At 43.6% G+C, this 19,601-nt stretch carries 17 protein-coding genes and 5 tRNA genes; 4 read left to right on the top strand and 18 right to left on the bottom strand.

Going from position 1 to position 19,601, the window contains the following annotated elements:
• Positions 1-279: 279 nt before the first annotated feature.
• Positions 280-1,335, top strand: a complete 1,056-nt coding sequence (locus F0364_RS12500) for an RluA family pseudouridine synthase (protein ID WP_153798122.1) — start codon at positions 280-282, stop codon at positions 1,333-1,335.
• 158 nt (positions 1,336-1,493) lie between these two features.
• Here F0364_RS12500 and F0364_RS12495 read toward each other — a convergent pair whose 3' ends face one another.
• The 14 genes from F0364_RS12495 to rpsU all read right to left on the bottom strand — a co-directional run bounded on the left by F0364_RS12495 (position 1,494) and on the right by rpsU (position 7,814).
• Positions 1,494-1,973 (bottom strand): DUF4920 domain-containing protein, encoded by a 480-nt coding sequence (locus tag F0364_RS12495; RefSeq protein WP_153798121.1) that lies wholly within the window; start codon positions 1,971-1,973, stop codon positions 1,494-1,496.
• A 175-nt stretch (positions 1,974-2,148) separates the two neighbouring features.
• A complete protein-coding gene (locus F0364_RS12490; protein WP_153798120.1) occupies positions 2,149-2,406 on the bottom strand; it encodes a DUF6364 family protein in 258 nt (85 codons plus the stop codon).
• A 145-nt stretch (positions 2,407-2,551) separates the two neighbouring features.
• On the bottom strand, positions 2,552-3,145 hold the full coding sequence (gene nusG, locus F0364_RS12485) for a transcription termination/antitermination protein NusG (protein WP_235921073.1): 594 nt from the start codon (positions 3,143-3,145) through the stop codon (positions 2,552-2,554).
• A 2-nt stretch (positions 3,146-3,147) separates the two neighbouring features.
• The gene (gene secE / locus F0364_RS12480) at positions 3,148-3,345 is read right to left on the bottom strand and encodes a preprotein translocase subunit SecE (protein WP_153798118.1); all 198 of its coding nucleotides are present in this window, start codon (positions 3,343-3,345) and stop codon (positions 3,148-3,150) included.
• A gap of 69 nt (positions 3,346-3,414) precedes the next feature.
• A tRNA-Trp gene (locus F0364_RS12475) sits at positions 3,415-3,486 on the bottom strand.
• A 110-nt stretch (positions 3,487-3,596) separates the two neighbouring features.
• Positions 3,597-4,784 (bottom strand): elongation factor Tu, encoded by a 1,188-nt coding sequence (gene tuf, locus F0364_RS12470; RefSeq protein ID WP_153798117.1) that lies wholly within the window; start codon positions 4,782-4,784, stop codon positions 3,597-3,599.
• A gap of 277 nt (positions 4,785-5,061) precedes the next feature.
• Positions 5,062-5,133 (bottom strand) — tRNA-Thr (locus F0364_RS12465).
• A gap of 89 nt (positions 5,134-5,222) precedes the next feature.
• Positions 5,223-5,295: transfer RNA gene (locus F0364_RS12460), tRNA-Gly, on the bottom strand.
• 105 nt (positions 5,296-5,400) lie between these two features.
• A tRNA-Tyr gene (locus tag F0364_RS12455) sits at positions 5,401-5,483 on the bottom strand.
• Positions 5,484-5,557: 74 nt separating this feature from the next.
• Positions 5,558-5,630: transfer RNA gene (locus tag F0364_RS12450), tRNA-Thr, on the bottom strand.
• Between the two features lie 230 nt (positions 5,631-5,860).
• On the bottom strand, positions 5,861-6,130 hold the full coding sequence (locus F0364_RS12445) for a hypothetical protein (RefSeq protein WP_153798116.1): 270 nt from the start codon (positions 6,128-6,130) through the stop codon (positions 5,861-5,863).
• Positions 6,131-6,185: 55 nt separating this feature from the next.
• The gene (gene hpf, locus F0364_RS12440; RefSeq protein WP_153798115.1) at positions 6,186-6,485 is read right to left on the bottom strand and encodes a ribosome hibernation-promoting factor, HPF/YfiA family; all 300 of its coding nucleotides are present in this window, start codon (positions 6,483-6,485) and stop codon (positions 6,186-6,188) included.
• A gap of 169 nt (positions 6,486-6,654) precedes the next feature.
• Entirely contained in the window at positions 6,655-7,551 is an 897-nt protein-coding gene (locus tag F0364_RS12435) for a phage lytic cycle repressor MrpR family protein (RefSeq protein ID WP_153798114.1), read from the bottom strand.
• A gap of 65 nt (positions 7,552-7,616) precedes the next feature.
• Entirely contained in the window at positions 7,617-7,814 is a 198-nt protein-coding gene (gene rpsU / locus F0364_RS12430; RefSeq protein WP_153798113.1) for a 30S ribosomal protein S21, read from the bottom strand.
• 662 nt (positions 7,815-8,476) lie between these two features.
• On the opposite strand from rpsU, the gene F0364_RS12425 reads away from it, so the two are divergent.
• Together F0364_RS12425 and F0364_RS12420 are read left to right on the top strand one after the other, a co-directional pair.
• Positions 8,477-9,895 (top strand): glycoside hydrolase family 125 protein, encoded by a 1,419-nt coding sequence (locus tag F0364_RS12425; RefSeq protein ID WP_153798112.1) that lies wholly within the window; start codon positions 8,477-8,479, stop codon positions 9,893-9,895.
• 32 nt (positions 9,896-9,927) lie between these two features.
• The gene (locus tag F0364_RS12420) at positions 9,928-10,605 is read left to right on the top strand and encodes an SGNH/GDSL hydrolase family protein (RefSeq protein ID WP_153798111.1); all 678 of its coding nucleotides are present in this window, start codon (positions 9,928-9,930) and stop codon (positions 10,603-10,605) included.
• Between the two features lie 56 nt (positions 10,606-10,661).
• Here the strand turns inward: F0364_RS12420 and F0364_RS12415 are convergent, their stop codons facing one another.
• The 4 genes from F0364_RS12415 to F0364_RS12400 form a co-directional block, all read right to left on the bottom strand.
• Positions 10,662-11,288, bottom strand: coding sequence for a DUF8845 family protein (locus tag F0364_RS12415; RefSeq protein ID WP_153798110.1), 627 nt, complete (start codon positions 11,286-11,288; stop codon positions 10,662-10,664).
• Between the two features lie 9 nt (positions 11,289-11,297).
• A complete protein-coding gene (locus F0364_RS12410) occupies positions 11,298-11,792 on the bottom strand; it encodes an RNA polymerase sigma factor (protein ID WP_153798109.1) in 495 nt (164 codons plus the stop codon).
• A gap of 49 nt (positions 11,793-11,841) precedes the next feature.
• Positions 11,842-12,699, bottom strand: coding sequence for a TraB/GumN family protein (locus F0364_RS12405; RefSeq protein WP_153798108.1), 858 nt, complete (start codon positions 12,697-12,699; stop codon positions 11,842-11,844).
• Positions 12,700-12,975: 276 nt separating this feature from the next.
• Positions 12,976-14,286 (bottom strand): hypothetical protein, encoded by a 1,311-nt coding sequence (locus tag F0364_RS12400; protein ID WP_153798107.1) that lies wholly within the window; start codon positions 14,284-14,286, stop codon positions 12,976-12,978.
• 344 nt (positions 14,287-14,630) lie between these two features.
• Here F0364_RS12400 and F0364_RS12395 point away from each other — a divergent pair, with 344 nt between their 5' ends.
• A complete protein-coding gene (locus tag F0364_RS12395) occupies positions 14,631-19,538 on the top strand; it encodes a translocation/assembly module TamB domain-containing protein (protein WP_153798106.1) in 4,908 nt (1,635 codons plus the stop codon).
• Positions 19,539-19,601 lie beyond the last annotated feature (63 nt).

Below are 19,601 nucleotides of genomic sequence, written 5' to 3'. Positions count from 1 at the left end.
GCTTGCCTGCAGTGTGCTACACCTGTAAGTGAGGGGTTGAAGCGGTTACCCCGGTGAAGCCCTTGTACGTTGGCCTATGCACCGGAGTAATATCACAACCGGGAAAAAGCAACTAAATGTTGCTTCGACGAAAGTTGCGAACGTAGTTCTGCCCGGCCCGAGGCACAAGGGACACACCCTGAAACTTATTACAAAGAAGAAAACAAGCCTGGATAATACATAGCAAGACTGTTATGTTATGCAATTATAAGAGTTACACCTTTCCATTACATTTGCCAAATGAGCGAGGAAGCAGAAATACTTCAGGATGAGCCGCAGGAAGAACTGTATGAGCGAAAATCATTCTCTGTGGACAAAGGCCAGGAGCCTATGCGCATTGACAAATGGGTGCAAATGCGCCTGGAAAATGCCAGCCGTAATAAAGTACAGCAGGCCATAGATGCAGGCTTTTTAACCGTAAACGGCCAACAGGTTAAAAACAACTACAAAATAAAACCGGGAGATGAACTGCTGCTGATGAGCCTGGTAAACCCGGAATACACGGAGATAAAACCGGAGCCCATTTCTTTAAACATTGTATATGAAGATGACGCGATAATGGTGCTTAATAAACCAGCTAATATGGTTGTGCACCCCGGCGTAGGCAACTATACCGGCACTTTACTAAATGGCGTGGCTTATTACCTGCAGCAAAACCAGCCGGGACTTACAGACGAAGAGCTACCTCGCTATGGCTTGGTGCACCGTATAGATAAAAATACCACTGGGTTAATAGTGCTGGCCAAAACAGCTTCAGCGGCGGCACACCTGGCAAAACAGTTTTTTAACCATACTGTTCAGCGCAAATACACGGCACTTGTGTGGGGTAATATTGAAGAGGACAAAGGCACCATTAACGCACATATTGCCCGCCACAAACGCTTCCGCAAAATGTTTGACGCCTACCCTGACGGCGACCATGGCAAGCACGCCATAACGCATTATCGCGTACTGGAAAGGATGAATTACGTTACGCTGGTGGAATGCATTCTTGAAACCGGCCGTACCCACCAGATACGGGTACACATGAGATACATTGGCCACACGCTTTTTAACGATTGGGAATATGGCGGCGATAAAATTTTAAAGGGTACCGTTTTTACTAAATACAAGCAGTTTGTAGATAACTGTTTTGCTATTTGCCCCCGCTGCGCCCTGCATGCCAAAACCCTGGGCTTTAAACACCCGGTTACCGGCAAAGAAATGTTTTTTGAATCTGAACTACCACCGGATATCAGCGCTGTTATTGAAAAATGGAGAAATTATGTGCAACACAAACAGCTACCATTAGAATAATAACCAGGCATACGCCTGGTAGATATACATGTTTATGGGGCCCGGCTGGTGGAACATAAAATGAAGCTTCTGTTGCGTCGCACTCTTGTACTACAGTAATTCTATGCACCAATTGCCGTAGCCACTTAAGCCTGCTGCCGTAAGCGAACTGTTTCTAATCAAACAACCAACACTCCCTTAGCCTGTATCACTATTTCTTTTTTGGGTTCCTTTATCGCTTCAATTTCTTCTTTGCTTTTACCGGCATCTTCCGCAAAGTGGCGTAACTGCTCAACAGAAGTTATCTTTTCTTCAGCGGTACCATTAATTACAACAGTTTTTCCATTCAATGCCAAAGGAACGGTAAAAGCGTGGTCTTTCATCCTTACCATCATCTTACCATCTGGGCTTTGCACTTTTATCCAACATCCTTCTTTGGTGCAAACATCTGTAACTACGCCCTTCAATACCACTTCCATTTTTTTCTCGCCATCCTTTTTGCTTTCCATCAGGTAAACCAGCTTCTCCACAGAAACGGCATTCTCAACAATAACCTTATCTCCAAAACTGGCGCCTTTATCTGCAGGCACCTGCGGCGGCTGAGCAAAAGATAATTGTGAAACAAGAATTAAAATAATAATTATCACTAACTTCTTCATATAGGATGGTTTAAGTAACAATGAAAGTTATTGAATTTTAAGTACGTGCTGTATTAAAAAATCTCCTGATGAAAGTACGTCTATAGCAGCAATACTTACAATACGGCTGGTGATGGAGAAAGCTGGTACTCCTTGTTAAGCACGGATACAAGTACATTAGCGTCTAAAAAGACTTTCATTTTTCGTCCTTGAAATAAGTGGCGCTTACATTTTTTCTGCTTCTTTTTAGGGTCTTGTATTCTGCCGGCCCTTCAGCAACCATGCTCACCCATTCAGAAACAGGCAAATCATCAATACGTCTATAGGAATACCTGGTTACTTTGCGATATAAAAATTCAGTAAGCCCCGATAGACTGATACCCTGTTTTTCAGCATACTCCTTTGCAGCTTCCACAACTTCTGCATCAAAACTTAAAGTGATTTTGGCATCCATGACTGTATTTTATACGATAAAACTAAAAAAATTACGCGTATAAACTCCAAAGAAACCAAGATGGAAAGTTGAAGCTCCGAAACTTCAGACAAACAAAAAACCATCCGCGAAAACAGATGGTTCCAAAAATTTGCTACAAATATGGTTACGCAAGCTTTTCTACCTGCATATAATTCAATTCAACAGGCGTAGAGCGGCCAAAGATTTTTACGGTTACTTTTAGTTTCTTCTTCTCATCATTCACTTCTTCAATTACACCATTAAAGTCGTTAAAAGGACCTTCAATAATGCGTATGGTTTCACCAACAATAAAAGGCTCGCTCATGGTAACACCCTGGTCATTCATCTCATCTACCTTGCCCAACATTTTATTCACCTCGGCCTTTCTCAAAGAAATGATATTTCCTTTAGAACCTTTGCCATCAGTTAAGAAGTGCATGATATTGCTGATATTACTGATGTAGTGAATAATGTCATCAGTAAGCTTTCCATTCTCAACTTCCAGCATTACATAACCAGGAAAATAGTTTTTCTCACGCATCACTTTTTTGCCATTCTGCACTTTATACACCTTTTCCATTGGCAGGAATACCTGCTTTATGGATTCTGTCCAGCCATTGCGGGAAACTTCTTTATCAAGCTGCTCCTTAACCTTACGCTCCTTGCCACTAACAACACGCAGAACGTACCATTTGGTTTCAACTTGTTTTACCTCGGGTTCCTGAACTGTATCTGCCATCATTAATTCTTAAACAATGAATAAATTAATTTAAGCACCTGGTTGCTGCCAAAATCCATTACAGCCACCATCGCTGTAATAATTAGTGTCGCCACTAAAACGATAACGGTACTTTGCTGCAGTTGCGTCCAGGTGGGCCAGGTTACTTTTTCCAAAAGCTCCCTGTATGATTCCCTGATGTATGTTGATACTTTATTCATTCAATCCAATTTGCTGATTAGCTAATCTGATAGTGTGCCAAGGGGCACCACTAACCACACTTTTATCTGCACGGGCACTAGGATTCGAACCCAGATCGAAGGTTTTGGAGACCTCTATACTAACCGTTGTACGATGCCCGTATAAAAAAGAACTGCTCTTTAGAAACAAAGTACTCAGGCGTATCCCACCCGAGTACTTTGCAAATTTATGAAACTTTCCAAAGTCTCCCTTAAAGGAGGTTTGGAGGGTTTTATTTGATGATTTCAGTAACCTGACCGGCACCTACTGTACGGCCACCTTCGCGGATAGCGAATTTAAGACCTTTTTCCATAGCGATAGGCATGATCAGTTTTACTGTCAGGCTAACGTTATCGCCAGGCATCACCATCTCAGTTCCTTCAGGCAATACTACTTCACCTGTAACGTCTGTAGTTCTGAAGTAGAACTGAGGACGGTATTTGTTAAAGAACGGAGTGTGACGGCCACCTTCTTCTTTGCTCAGTACGTAAACTTCGCATTTGAATTCAGTGTGTGGGGTAATGCTTTTAGGAGCGCAGATTACCATACCGCGGCGGATATCTTTCTTTTCAATACCACGCAACAGAAGACCTGCGTTATCGCCAGCTTCACCCTGGTCAAGTAATTTTTTGAACATTTCAACACCTGTTACAGTAGAGTTCAAAGGAGCGTCAATCAAACCAACTATTTCAACTGCTTCACCTACTTTAACACGGCCACGCTCAATACGGCCTGTTGCTACTGTACCGCGGCCAGTGATAGAGAATACGTCTTCAACGCTCATCAGGAACGGAAGATCAACCGGGCGGGGAGGCAGCGGAATGTACGCATCAACTGCAGCCATCAGCTCGTCAATTTTAGCTACCCATTTTTCTTCACCAGCCAAAGCGCCGGTTGCAGAACCCTGGATGATAGGGGTATTATCGCCATCGAAACCATTCTTAGTCAGCAACTCGCGGATTTCCATTTCCACCAGTTCCAGCAATTCAGGATCGTCAACTAGGTCAACTTTGTTCATAAACACAACCATACGGGGAACACCCACCTGGCGGGCCAGCAGGATGTGCTCTCTTGTTTGTGGCATAGGGCCGTCTGTAGCAGCTACCACAAGTATGGCACCGTCCATCTGAGCAGCACCGGTAATCATATTCTTTACATAGTCAGCGTGACCAGGACAGTCAACGTGAGCATAGTGACGGTTAGCCGTTTGATATTCAACGTGGGCAGTGTTAATAGTAATACCACGCTCTTTTTCTTCAGGCGCACCATCAATTTCATCATACTTCTTTGCAGTGGCCAGACCCTTCTTAGCCAAAATAGTAGTAATGGCGGCAGTAAGGGTAGTTTTACCGTGGTCTACGTGACCAATGGTACCAACGTTTACGTGAGGTTTTTCCCTCTTAAAGGTCTCTTTAGACATTTTATCGGTTTTTTAGTTGTGTTATAGAATCAATATGTATCCTTCGCAAACTTTCAAAGGATTTTTTATGAGCCCGGCTTCAGGATTTTCATGGGGATCGTCCCTTGCGTCGCACTCTTGTACTTTCAGTTCCATGGTCACCAGCCCACATTATCTTATTTGCACTGGGGTTACCCATAAACTATTTCAAAAAGCTGAGCCGTTGATGAGAATTGAACTCACGACCTTCCCGATACCAATCGGGATGCTGTGTCCCAAATCTCAACGTCTCTTCCGGAGCCGTTGATGAGAATTGAACTCACGACCTCTTCCTTACCAAGGAAGTGCTCTACCACTGAGCTACAACGGCTTCTCAAAGTCATTGAGTCAGCGGGGCCACCAAGCCATTAGTAATATCCTATATGACTATTGACTTATTGACTATATGACCTCAGTCAGAGCGGGAGACGAGGCTCGAACTCGCCACCTATAGCTTGGAAGGCTATCGCTCTACCAAATGAGCTACTCCCGCAAGTTTTGACTAACCGTTTGGCTAATCATCTTATCTGTTGTTAAAAGAACTCGTTTTACAAAAATTAGCTAATTGGCATAAATACCAATTAGCTAACTGTGTAAGTGGGTAGAGAAGGATTCGAACCTCCGTACTCCGAAGAGAACAGATTTACAGTCTGTCGCCTTTAGCCACTCGGCCATCTACCCATTTTTTAATGAGAGCACAAAAGAAAGGAAAATATAAATGCTGTAAACAAATAATATTTTTTGCGCTTCATCAGAGCCACTTGTCGGAATCGAACCAACGACCTACTGATTACAAATCAGTTGCTCTACCAGCTGAGCTAAAGTGGCATTTTACCTGCACCTTAAAAAGAACTTGCCCCCTGCTTCAAAAATAGTATCTAACCTGTTGATGCTAAGTGCTCTAAGGCATTTAAAACACTAATCATCCTGTGTATTAGAGAACTACCTTATTTTTCGGGATGGCAAAGGTAAGAGAAAACTTTATTTGGCAAAATTTTGATGATTTTTTTTTAGAGGAGTTTTCAACGGCTGTGAATAATATTTACAGCATTGCAATCTCAGGGCAAATATACTGTACTCTCAGAGGGATTTGAAGCAGGATAAACAACTTTTAATGTATCGGCGGGTATTACGGTGTTTTCAACCTCGGCGCTGTCGGTAACAATTTGTCCGTTCACTTTAAAAATATAGCTAAGCATCAGTTTGCCATTAGCCGTCATTTTTCTTTCGACAATTTTAGCCTGCCCCTCCAATGTACCAGAGGGCCTGCAACTGCCAATTAATATCGCAGTAATAAAAAAAAGAAGGTGTACCAGATTGTTTTTCATTGCCTTGATATAACAAAAAAAGGGCCTGATTTATTACCAGGCCCTTGAATTTTTTTTAAACGGTTTGTTTCTCTTTTTTACGTTTTATCTGGTTTACGAGTGAATCGAGAGCAGAATCAAATGATTCTTCAAAAGATTTGGAAGACGCTTTCACAAATAGGTTCTGACGGGGGACATGTACCCTTATCTCCGCTATTTTGTCTTTAATCGTGTGTACTACATTATCCAGTTTTAGAAAAACGTCCACCTTGATTATCCTGTCGTGAAAAGTTTGCAGTTTTTCGATTTTCTTGCTAACATACTCAAGCAGTTTCAGGTCAGCGTCAAAGTGCACTGTTTGGATTTTAACGTTCATAGTACATTTTTTTTAGTGAAACAATATTTTAAAGAACTGATGAATAGTTTCATCGGGTATTAACGCCGGAAGCGTAATTGAAGATAAGCCAACCAGTATAAAAAATCAAATTTAAGCCCGGCTTTTTAGGGTTTCTTACATTAAAATTCACTATAATTCTAAGGCCCTGTCAGGCTTTGGGATGGGCCTTTTTATAAGCATCTTTCAGTTTTTCAATGGAGTTGTGCGTATATACCTGGGTAGCTGCCAGGCTGCTATGCCCCAGCAGTTCCTTTATAGCGTTTAAGTCGGCCCCGTTATTGGTAAGGTGGGTTGCAAAAGTATGCCGCAAAATATGGGGGCTTTTCTTTTGGCGGGTGGTAACTTCCCCAAGCCATTTGGTTACCAGGTTATACACATATTTGGGATAGAGTGGCCGGCCTTTTTCTGTAACAAATACACGCCCCTCACCCGGCGCTATTGCTTTTTTGTCCTCAATGTATTGCTGCAATTGCTGTAGCAGTTCTTTTTGGAGGGGAATAATCCTTTCCTTGTTTCCTTTACCCAACACTTTCAGATGGTTGTATGAGCCATCAACCTGCGTTTCCTTAAGGTTTACCAGCTCACTAAGGCGCATTCCTGTACTGTAAAAAAGCAGTAACACAAGCCTGTCTGTACGCCCCTGCCAGTTATCGGGAAATTCAACGTATTCAAAAAGTGTTTTTATTTCATCCTCGCTCACAAATTCAGGCAGTCTCTTGCTAATCTTTGGCGCAACAACGGTTGCCATCGGTGTTTGCGCTATCTCACCCTGGCGGGTCATGAAACGGAAAAAAGACTTTAGTGTAGATATTTTTCGGTTGATGGTTTTGGCGGTGTTGTCATCCCCTTTCAATTCCGCCAGCCAGGACTTTATAATACCCGGCGTAATTTTATTAACCCCCGGCCCGTCAAACTGGCTGATTAGAAAGGAAAAAAACTGCTCCAGGTCTGTTTGGTAGGCAATAACGGTGTTTTGGGAAAAACGCTTCTCAAAACTAAGATAACTGATAAAGGCCTGTACTTGCGGATAACGTTCTGTATGCATAAAAAAGTAGCCATAAAGTTATACAACCTTATGGCTACTAATAAAATTATGCTACGAAAAATGAATTAAGCTTCGATTTTTCCGCTGGCGATTTTCTGCTTGTAAACCGCTTTCAGAATTTCGTTGCGGCGCCTTACTGAAGGTTTGGTAAAGCTCTGGCGTTCTCTTAACTGAAGCAACGCTTTGCTTTTTTCAAACTTCTTTTTGTACTTCTTAAGCGCTTTATCTATGTTTTCGCAATCTTTTGAATCTATTATCAGCATATTTTGTGTATACCCCCTCAGGTATTTTTTTGAGGCGCAAAAATAAGTATTATTTCCAAAAATCCAAATGAATGATGCAAGTGATTTTTTACCTGTCATCTTTACAACATGCTGATGCGGGCTTTATGCTCATTATTCAATATATTTTTGGGGGTGTCCCTCGTACCTCGGGCCGGGCTTTCCGCTATTACTCCGGCACAAAAGCTATGCTGCGATGGCCTCACCGGGGTAACCGCTTCAATCCCTCACCCGAAAAACAGTTACCGGTTACCGGTAGCTGGTTGCCGGTCTGTTGAAGTATAAAAGGCTTATAATTTGTTTAGCTGCGTAAGCGCACAAGCGCTTACCCGCTGCTAACATTGAACGTTGAACAAAAAACATTGAACAACCAAAACTTCTGCCCGGGTCTGAAAAGCTGCCCAGCGAACCAGCCGATGAACGGATTGATTATTATTTATTCTTTCACTGAAAGACTAAATAATAACAAAACCATGTTTGCAACGATGATGCCATACAATTCCGTTGCCCGTAGCCAAAAATTACATACTCCTGCTTACGCTTGTTTTCGATGTACCATGAGACAAGTTCAAAACTGTTGTTACGTTGTCTAATCTTGTATATTGCGCAACTATTCCATCCCTGTAAAATTCATCCATCTAATTATGCAAAGAAGAACATTTATCCAGCAATCAGCTATGGCTGGCGCCGCACTTGCATTTTCAAAGTACAGCAAAGCCGCCGGTGGCGCACAGGATTTTCCGGTAGTAAGGATACCTGAAGCCGAAAGAAAATTTAAAAGTGCAGCAGTAGAAAAAGCCATTGCCGAGGTGAAGAAAAATATTGGCAATAAAGAAATAGCCTGGCTGTTTGAAAACGCTTTCCCCAACACGCTGGACACCACGGTTGATTTTGAAGTAATTGACGGAAAGCCTGATACGTATGTAATTACCGGCGATATTGATGCCATGTGGCTGCGTGACAGTACGGCGCAGGTGTGGCCTTACATTCCTTTATGCAAAGGCGACCAGCATTTGCAGGAACTGATTAAAGGCGTTATTAACCGCCAGGTGAAATGTATTTTACTTGACCCCTACGCCAATGCTTTTTACAAAGACCTGAACAAGGTTAGCGAATGGAAGGAGACAGATATTACGGAAATGAAGCCGGGTATTCATGAGCGGAAATGGGAAATAGACAGCCTTTGCTACCCCATAAGGCTTAGCTATGGCTATTGGAAAACTACCGGCGACACCAGCCCCTTTGATGCACAATGGAAAGAAGCTGCAAAACTGATAGTGAAAACCTTTAAAGAACAGCAGCGCTTTGATGGCCCCGGTCCTTACAGTTTTCAGCGTAAAACGGCCTGGGCTACCGATGGCGTACCACTTGGGGGTTATGGTTACCCGGCCAAGCCAAACGGCCTTATTTGCTCTACCTTCAGGCCCAGTGATGACGCCACAGTGTTTTCTTACCTGATACCCAGCAACTTTTTTGCTATTACCATATTAGGATACCTAACCAAAATACCGGGCCTTGACAGCGCTTTTGTAAAAGAAGTAGCCGACCTGCAGCAGCAGGTTAAAACAGCGCTATATAAACATGCGGTAATTGATAACAAAATTCACGGTAAGCATTTTGCATTTGAAGTAAACGGTTTTGGCAGCTATAACCTGATGGACGATGCCAACGTACCTTCCCTACTTTCGCTGCCTTACATTGACGCTATTAAGGCAAACGACCCGCTGTACCTGAATACACGGAAGTTTGTATTGTCATCTGAGTACAACCCGTTTTATTTTAAAGGAAAAGCCGGTGAAGGTATTGGCGGCCCGCATACCGGTGTTGATACCATTTGGCCGATGAGTATTGTGCTGCGCGGGCTTACCAGCATTAGCGACACTGAAACAAAGCATTGTATTGACACATTGCAGAAAACCCATGCAGGTACAGGCTTTATTCATGAGAGCTTTCATAAAGACGACGCCGGCAAATTTACCCGTAAATGGTTTGCCTGGGCCAATACCATTTTCGGCGAATTTATTTACAAGGTTTACCACGAAAAACCTTACCTGCTTAAATAGCCCGCTATATTTACAAGTAAAAACTTGCTGACATGAATAACAAACTGGTTTTATTGGGCACTTTTATATTATTGCTTGTGATGGCCTCATTTGTTGCTGATAAGAAAAAGAAAGTGGTATTTTTTGGAGACTCTATTACCCAGGCAGGCGTTGGCCCAAAGGGATACATTACCGTACTGGACAATATGCTGAAACAGCAAGGCATAAGCAACTACGAACTTGTGGGCGCCGGTATTGGCGGTAACAAAGTGTACGACCTTTACCTGCGCATGGAAGATGATGTTATCAGCAAATCCCCGGATATTGTGGTAATCTATGTAGGGGTAAATGATGTTTGGCACAAGAGCATGTACGGCACAGGCACCGATGCTGATAAGTTTGAAAAGTTCTACCGGGCTTTGATTAAGAAACTACAGGCCGCAGGGGCCAAAATAGTTGTATGCACACCCGCTGCCATTGGTGAAAAAACAGACTTCAGCAACAGCCAGGACGGCGAGCTGAACAAATTCTGCAACATCATACGCAAAGTTGCCGCCGATGTACAGGTTCCACTGGTTGACCTGCGGCAGCAACTACTGGATTATAATAAGGCCAATAACCCGCAAAACCTGGACAAGGGCATTCTTACAACAGACGGCGTACACCTGAACGACACAGGTAACGAATTTGTAGCCAAAGCCATGTGGGACAAACTGAAAGACGTTAAATAAAATAAACTCTGCGTTTTGATTTCTTTACTAATAGCCGGGCAAAAACCCGGCTGTTTTTATTGGTCATCCAATTCTTTTATCAATCCCTCCAGTTGGCGCAGGTATTTGCCGTACAGTTTATTTAAGTACCACTTGGTAAAATAATACATGCCAATACCCAGTGCTGATATATAAGCAACCATAAAAGCTATAAGCCCTGCATTACTGCCGAATTTAATGCCTTTGTCTTCAATACTTTTATCAGGCTCGTTATACCCGGCCCAAAAAGCAAGAGCAAAACAAAGGGGCAGCAAACTCATGGTAAACTGAAAGTACCGTTTAACAAATTCCCTGAGCAGACCATAAAGGGTAATGATATTTTCTTTAACAGGCATAGGATGGCTGCTGACACGGTTAAGCTTTTTCAGCAGATAAATCAACACTACAAAAAAAGGGATAAGCACTACCGTGAACACACCAAAATATACCCGCATTGACCAATAGCCAGACTTAAAAGCCAGCACCACACAGACAATAATAAATATTACAGCAAAAACAATTTCAAACAAAAGGCTGCGCTTAAGTTTACCCAATACAGAAAGGGTATCTTTTTTAAGCAAAGCAGTAATCTCGTCCTGCGATTTGGCAGGCGGTGCAGTTTCCAGCTTTTGTTTAAGATGCAATTTCAGTTCATCCAGTTCCATACCGCTGTTTTACGAGTACTCATAATGCTTTTTGGTTTCTTCTTTAAGCCTGGTTTTAATGCGGTTCATTTTAACCGCTACATTGTTGGCTGTTATACCGAGTAAATCCCCGATTTCCTTGTAATCGTAGTCTTCCAGGTACAGCATAACAAGGGCCTTATCAATCTTGGATAATTGCCCGATGGCTTTGTACATGGCAGATACCTGCTCTTCAACAGGATCATGGTAATCTGTTTTATCCGGAAAAATTTCAGCCGAAAGCACCTGGGGCTGCCGTTTGTCTTTCCTGAAGAAGGTGATGGCAGTGTTAAGCGCAACCCGGTACAGCCAGGTGGAAAATTTGGCATCGCCCCTGAAGCTGGTAAAAGCCTTCCAGGCCTGCAGGGTAATTTCCTGGAACAGGTCTTCCCGTTCAGCAACATCATCCATATAAAGGTTGCACACCTTATGAATAATATTCTGGTGACGGTTTAAGAGTAATATAAAATCCTGTTCTGTAGGCAATACTTTTGGTTTATGCGTTAAGGTAGCCGTTGTTCAGCTAACCAGCAAATCAGTACAATACAGGCTTTATCTTGTATCCTTTTTTCTTCAGCAAATTCAGCACACCATTTTCCCCTCCCAGGTGGCCAGCCCCAAAGGCAAAAAAGGTAGGTTCCAGCGCAGCCTGCTTTTCAATTTCAGGTATCCACTCTTTATTACGTTTTACCAGCAACTCAGATTCAATAAAGCCAAACCGCTTGTCGCTGGTCATTATGGACTGCATGCTGTCAATATTTTTGCTTTTGTAAATAGCTACCATAGCCTGCAGGGATTGTTTGGTAGAGTCAGGATTGTCCAGCATTTCCTTCAGCATCTCAGTCTGGTCTTTCAGGCTCAGGGAGTTTATGGCTTCCAACTCCCGTTCCGGTGTTTCAAGCCCTTTCACTTCTATTTTATTGTCGTTAGCTTTTTTTGCAAGTGTCATATCCCAGCTTGCAGGCTGGCATTCCATCAGTCGCATCAAAACCAGGCTTACCAGGCCAAAAGGCTTTATTTTGGTAACCATGTCGGCCGAAATGCCAGTCATCTTTTTAAAATTTTCCGAAAAGCTTTTGTACTCGTCTTCGGTAAGCAGGCTTTTCCATGAGGTATCCGTTAACATCATACCCTGCTGCACTTTCATTATCACAGCGGGGTCGTCCATATCCATTTCCAGGTAGAGTTTTTTTGCCCCTTTTAGCTTTTCATCAATCACAGGAGATTCCTGCAAATCTGCAGGGCATATCAAATGAAATGTACCATAGAGGTAAGATGGCGCTACCAGTCCATTGCCGGATACTTCCCACAGCAATGTTTTATCAGCAGCTTTTTGGGCAGTGGCCCCGGTAATAACCATAAAAACAGTAAGTACGCCCAGTATTATTTTCATGCGATAATGATGTTTTGCAGAGTAAGTAGCTCTTCTGCAGGTTTTATTACAGGAAGCGCCACTAAAATTGTTTGACTTAATCACAATTTTACCTGATTTTGCTGATTATCCTGCAACGTGAACCTGTAACGATGCTTAACCGGAAGTTTCTGGCGCCCCCGGCGGCAGAAATATGGCTACCATGCGGGAAAAGCCGCACAGCGAACCCAGCCGTACAAGTGAGTGACACAACGATGCCTCATGCTTATTCCTGCTGCCGGTCCCATAAAAAAAATACTATTGCGCCAGCAATTCAGATGGTATTACCTCGTTACTAAGCAGCCACTCAAATAACTGCCAGCGTTTGGCAGGGTTTGCCTCCGTACCACCTTTTAGCGCTATATATTGTTTTACCAAATCCTGCCCGTAATTGTAGTTAATTACGTAACTGCGGTATTTTTTAATAAAGTTCAGGTAAGTGGCAGCCACTTTATCGGGCATCATCAGGTAGCCGGTAAGCCACTGCAAAACCTGCTGCTCGTTAAGCTGGTTGTTTATAAGGCCGCGGGCAGCTTCGTTACGGGCATAGGCAAGTTTTGCTTTTATTGACAGGGCGGCAAAATAAGCACTTAGCCCGGCTGTATCCAACCCCGCCAGCGGCGCCAGCACGGTTTTTACATACTCTTCCTGCTCACGGCCCGGAAAAGCCATTTCGATACCATAATTGGCACTGCCTTCCGCAATAAGCGATTGGGGGCTGAAGAGCGGGTAAAAAGAAATTTCCGCCATGTTTTTATCCCTATACAGGTTCTTTTCAAGCAACATATTGTACACATGGTGGCCGGGGTAACCTTCGTGGCAGGCAAGGTCTATGGCACGCTCTATAAAAATGGGTATGCCGGTGTTTACCTGTATAAGGCTTTTGTAGTTACCCTGGTACCAGTTGTAGCCGCTCCAGGGTTTGCCGGTAACATATTCCAGCGTAAAACTTTCGCCCTGTGGCAGGTTATAATGGGCAAGCGTTCTCTTGCGGGCCTCTGCAATGGCCGTTTTAAAAATGGTGTCAATCTTATTTGTTGGAATAATAAATTTCGAGGCCATTTTATTAAAGCGTTCAGCTACGCTGCCATTGCCCGGCAATACACTGCCTAACTGCAGCAGCAGGGAATCGTAATACGCTTTGCTGTACACCGGCGCCGTAACGCTGAACAGGTCTTTTGCTTCTTCATCAAAAGCCGCCAGTTCGCCTGAAAAAATACGGATGCGCCTTGCAAATGCTGTCAACTGGCTGTTAAGCCATTTGGCCCTGGCCTGTATGGAATCCGCCATGCCGGTGGCGGCAAAAACGGCCAGTTTTTGCTGCAGGCCAGCTACCTGCGCCAGCAGGCTATCTTTAGGAAATTGGGGCAGCTTAACCGTATCAGGCTTCAGGCTATCGGGGCCGTAATAAGCATCCGTAAAATCGCCGTCATACTTGCCGATGGTAAGTCCCAGCCGCACATAGTCCTGCGCCAGGCTGTCCAGGTTGTTTCCAGTGGTAACGTTATCCTTTGCTGTATTGCATGCAAGCGCAAGCAGCATCATAGTGGCAGTCATTATTTTTCGCATAAAACAAATGTATTAATTGTTTTCAACCGGGGCGGTTTGGCGTATAAGATACCACACGCTGCTCTTCAAAAAAATTTTTATGGGCCCGGCAGCAGGAATTATTAGGAGGCTTTACTTGCGTCGCACTCTTGTACGTTCTGTCCGCTATGCAGCTTTGCCCACCGGGTAGCCCTGGTGGCAGATGTCAACCTTTCCGGCACAGTTGGAGACAGCCTGTGTTAATGTTTTTGTTTTCCTAATTCTCTGTTACAAGATGGTGTACTGGTAATTCGTTATAAGTTATCTTTATTTTTACCCAAAAAAGGTATCGTCTGAAAAAACTGGTTCAAATACTGCCGCGGCTTTTGTTTATCTCTGTTGCTGTTTTTACCGTACTGGGGCTATGGATGTACGATACCCTTACGCCACTGGCACTAATAGCCGTTACTGTTTTCTTTGCCTTATGTATATGGCGGCCAAAAATTGGGGCCCGCATATTGGTTTCATTACTGGGGCTGGTACTGCTGGTTTGGCTATTGCTGCAAATGGAGTTTGTACAAAACTTTATTATTGGCAAGGTAACTACCCGTTTGTCCCGCGATTTAAAAACAGAAGTAACCATTAAAAATGTAAGCTTTTCGCTGTTCAACCGTTTTAACCTGGAAGGTGCTTTGATAAAAGACCAGCGTAAAGACACACTGTTGTACGCAGGCAAACTGAAAGTGCGTATTACCGACTGGTTCTTCTTAAAGAAAAAAATTGAGCTGAAATATGCCGGCCTTGAAGACGCCTTAATTAATCTTGACCGCAAAGATTCCGTATGGAACTACCAGTTTATTGCCGACCATTTTTCATCTAAAGACACACTGCCCCAAACGCCGAAAGTTGACACCGCTTCTAAAGGGGTTGAACTGGATATTAAGAAAATTGACTTTAAGAACGTTATTTTCATTAACAACGATGAGTGGAAAGGGGAACGGATGCTGGTAAAAATTGGCAGCATGGTATTGGATGCGGAAAAAATAGACCTTGGGAAGAAAATTTTCAGGATAAATGAAATTGAACTTGACAAACCTGCTTTTACGCTAAGAGATTTTGATGGCAGGCGGCCGGACAGCCTGAAACCGAAAGATGTGGATACCGGTATGTACTTTAACAAGGGAAATATAAACTTGTTTGTAAAAACGCTGCAATTGACCAATGGTTTTTTTGCAACGGAAAAGCTGGGCGAAACATTACAACCGGGTTATTTTGAAAGTAACAACATCAGGGTAAGCAAGCTTAACATAAACGCCGGTGATGTAACGTTTAACAAAGACACCATTAAGGCCAGCCTGGACATGTCTCTAAAAGAGCGCAGCGGCCTTATTGTGAAAAAACTGAATGCGAAATTCAAGCTTACCCCACAAATAATGGAGTTTGCCCGCCTTGACCTGCAAACCAACAAAAGCCATTTGCGGGATTACTACGCGATGAAGTTCAGGGACTTTAGCGACAACATGAGCGATTATATAGACAGTGTAACAATGGATGTGCGGTTCAGGAACTCGGAAGTTAATTCTGATGACATTGCTTTTTTTGCCCCCGAACTGGGCGACTGGAAAAAAGAAGCGCTGGTGAGTGGCCGTTTTAACGGCACCGTAAGCGATTTTAATGTAAAAAACCTCTTTATTAAAAGCGGCAACGCCACTTACGTAAGCGGCGCACTTGCCATGAAAGGCCTACCCGATATTGACAAAACCATTATCCAGTTTACCGATGGCAATATTCAAACCAATTACCTGGAATCAGCAGTACTGTACAAGGGTCTAAAGGGTATTACCTCCCCCAACCTTACCGCGCTGGGCAACATACGTTTCCTCGGTAGTTTTAAAGGCACAGTTTCAGACTTTACTACAGTAGGCACTGTAAGCAGCAACCTTGGTGGGGCTTATGCCAACGTAAGCATGAAGTTTCCTGCAAAAGGGGTGGCCTCTTACAAAGGAGAACTAACTACCAAACAATTTGACCTTGGTAAATTCATCAACAGCGATGTGCTGGGCAAAGTAACCTTTACCGGCAAAGTAGACGGTAAAGGCTTTTCGCTTAGCCAGCTCAATACCAGCCTGGATGGCAATTTTGAACAATTTGAATTTAACGGGTACAGTTACAACGACCTGGTAATTAACGGCGTTTTTCAAAAAAAATTCTTTAACGGCGAGTTTAAGGCCGATGACCCCAATTTTAACTTTACCAGTAACATACAGATTGACCTTAATGATTCTCTGCCCACCTTTAACATACTTGGAGACCTGGTAAACTCTGATCTGAAGAAACTGAATTTTGTAAATGAAAATTTCCAGCTTACCGGCCTGTTTGACCTGAACTTTAAAGCCACTAATATTGACGACTTTTTGGGTACTGCCAAAGTGCTGAACGCCAACCTGCTGCACGACAGCAGCAGGCTTAGTTTCGATTCTCTTACACTTAGCGCTTACCTGGACTCTACCAACGTAAAAGTGTTGCATGCGGAAAGCAATGAATTCGATCTTCGGCTGCGGGGCCGTTACAACATACTTGATTTACCTAACAGCTTCCAGGCGTTTTTGAATAAATACTATCCCTCGCTTGTCAACAAGCCGGCAACAATACCCAAAAACCAAAGCTTTGTTGTGCAGTTGCAAACCCGCAATTTTGATAAATATGCCCGTATAATAGATAGCCGCTTGTCTGGCTTTGACAATGCTTCCGTTACCGGCTCGGTAAACACTAACGATTCGGGCTTCTATTTCAAGGCGGATATACCCTTGTTAAAATTCAAGCAATACAAAATTGAAAATGCGCAGATCAACGGCATTGGTAATTACGACAGCCTGTATGTTTTTGGGCAAATTGGCAACACCTATACCAGCGACAGTTTTTATTTTCCAAATACCAACCTGGCTATTACCTCAAAGAACGACCATTCTGATGTGCAACTGTTTACCAGGGCAAGTACAGCGCTGGATGATGTAAAGCTGGGGGCAGACGTTTATACGCTACCCGATGGCGGCGTACGCATTAATTTTCAGCCATCTTCTTTTGTGGTTAACGATAAAACCTGGACACTGGAAAAAGAGGGGGAAATCGTCATCCGGAAAAACTTCACATCGGCCAAAAACGTAAAGTTCACCCAGGGTTTCCAGGAGCTTTCCATCGAGACAGAAGAAGAGGATGGCGGCAACACCAATAACCTGGTAGTTAAGCTGAAGAATATAGTATTGGGCGATTTTACCCCAATGATAACCCGTAAGCCAGTTATGGAAGGGCTTGCCAATGGCAGCATTTACCTGCGGGATTTTTATGGCAGGTTTAACGCGGATGCGGATATAACCGCCCAGGAATTCAGGCTCAACAACGATTCCGTTGGCACCGTTAAACTAAAGGCATCATATAACAACACAACAGGCAAAATTAACTGGGATGTACTGTCAGACAATGTTGCCTACAACTTTACAGCAAAAGGCCATTACAACCTGAAGGATTCTTCGGGCATGCCGCTTAATACTACTGTGGCACTTAACAACACCAGGGTTACCGTACTGAATGATATACTGGAAGGTTTGTTCAGCGGCATTGACGGCCAGGCTACAGGCAGCCTTACTATACAGGGCGAGGCCTCATCCCCTGCTATCCTGGGCAATGTTATGCTGCGCAATGCCGGGCTTACGGTTGACTATACCAAAGTGCATTACCTTATAGATTCAGCCTATATCCGCTTTACAGACGAAATGATTGATTTTGGTGAATTCACCATAAAAGATGAAATGAACCGCACCGGCACAGCCAGGGGAAAGATTTACCAGAAAGCCTTTCAAAACATGCGGTACGATTTTGACGTAAGCACCAACAAATTACTGATGCTGAATACCCAAAAGCCAGACAACAGTACTTTCTACGGCAGGGCTATCGGCAAGGCCACCTTTAGTGTAAAAGGCCCCCAGGAGAACATGAAAATCATCATCAAAGGCGAGTCTAACGATACATCTCACATTTTCATCCCTATCTCATCCGGCAAAGAAACTTCCGATGCAGATTTTATTGTATTCAAAAAATACGGTAAGGAACAGTCACCTGAAAAATCAAACGAAACAAAGATTGATATTGACCTTGATTTAACAGCCAATAAAAACGCCGTTATTGATGTTATACTGGATGAGCTTACCGGCGACTACATACAGGCTACCGGCTTTGGTAGGTTACTGATACATGTGCCCGCCATTGGCAACCTTACCATGAAAGGCAGGTACAATATAGACCGTGGTAAATACGATTTTAATTTTCAGTCTTTTATCAGAAAACCGTTTGATTTGCTGCCGGATGTTGGCAACTACATAGAATGGAATGGCGACCCTTACGATGCCCGCATTAACATAGAAGCCCAGTACACCGCCTACAATGTTACCCTTAAGGACCTTGTAATGGGCCAGAACAGGGGGTTGCTAAGCATAGGCGGCAACAGCAACGACATTTACAGCTATCGCGGCGAAGTGTATGTAATTGCTGAACTCTCCGGGAAACTAAGCCGCCCGGATATTAAATTCCGCTTCGATTTTCCGGCTTACACTACCATTAAAAACAACCAGGAAATTGCCGCCGTTTTACGCAGGCTGGAAAGCGATGAAAGCGAAATGCTTAAACAGGCCAGCATGCTGATTGTGTTTGGCTCCTTCTTCCCCGAAACAAGAAATACCAACAACGATTTTGGCCAGATAGGCGCATCTCTTGGTCTTAATACCATATCGCAGCAAATAGCCAGCCAGGTAAACAAAGTGCTTTCAGGCGTGCTGTATAAAATAACAGGCGACAAAAGCCTGCAGTTTGATATCACCACATCATCCTACAGCACCTCATCCCTCATGAGCGGAAACAACAACAACCGTATTGACCGGCAAAACATTGGCGTGAAGATTAACAAAAGCCTGCTTAACGACAAGATCATCATAACATTTGGCGGCGACTTTGATTTTAACCTTGCCAGCACCTCGGCCGTGCAATCCGGCAGTTTTCAATGGCTGCCTGATATTTCCGTGCAGTTTGTACTTTCTGAAGACCGTAAACTGCGGGCAGTTGTATTTAATAAAAGTAGCCTGGATGTCAGCACCACCGGCGGCGGCGCCATTGGCCGCAGAACCCGCCAGGGTGTGGCCCTCTCCTACACCAGGGACTTTGAAAAGCTGTTCGGCAATAAAGAAAAAGAGCCCAAAAAACCAGAACAGCCAAAAGACAGCACCAAAAACAAAGGCGGTAATTAAATCACATTATCTTTTATAAGTTTTCCAAATTGTGCATTGCCCCTACCCTGCGGGAAAAGCTGC

It is taken from the genome of Foetidibacter luteolus, assembly GCF_009650435.1.
Taxonomy (GTDB): domain Bacteria; phylum Bacteroidota; class Bacteroidia; order Chitinophagales; family Chitinophagaceae; genus Foetidibacter; species Foetidibacter luteolus.
This window is presented reverse-complemented; position numbering and strand designations above follow the sequence as displayed.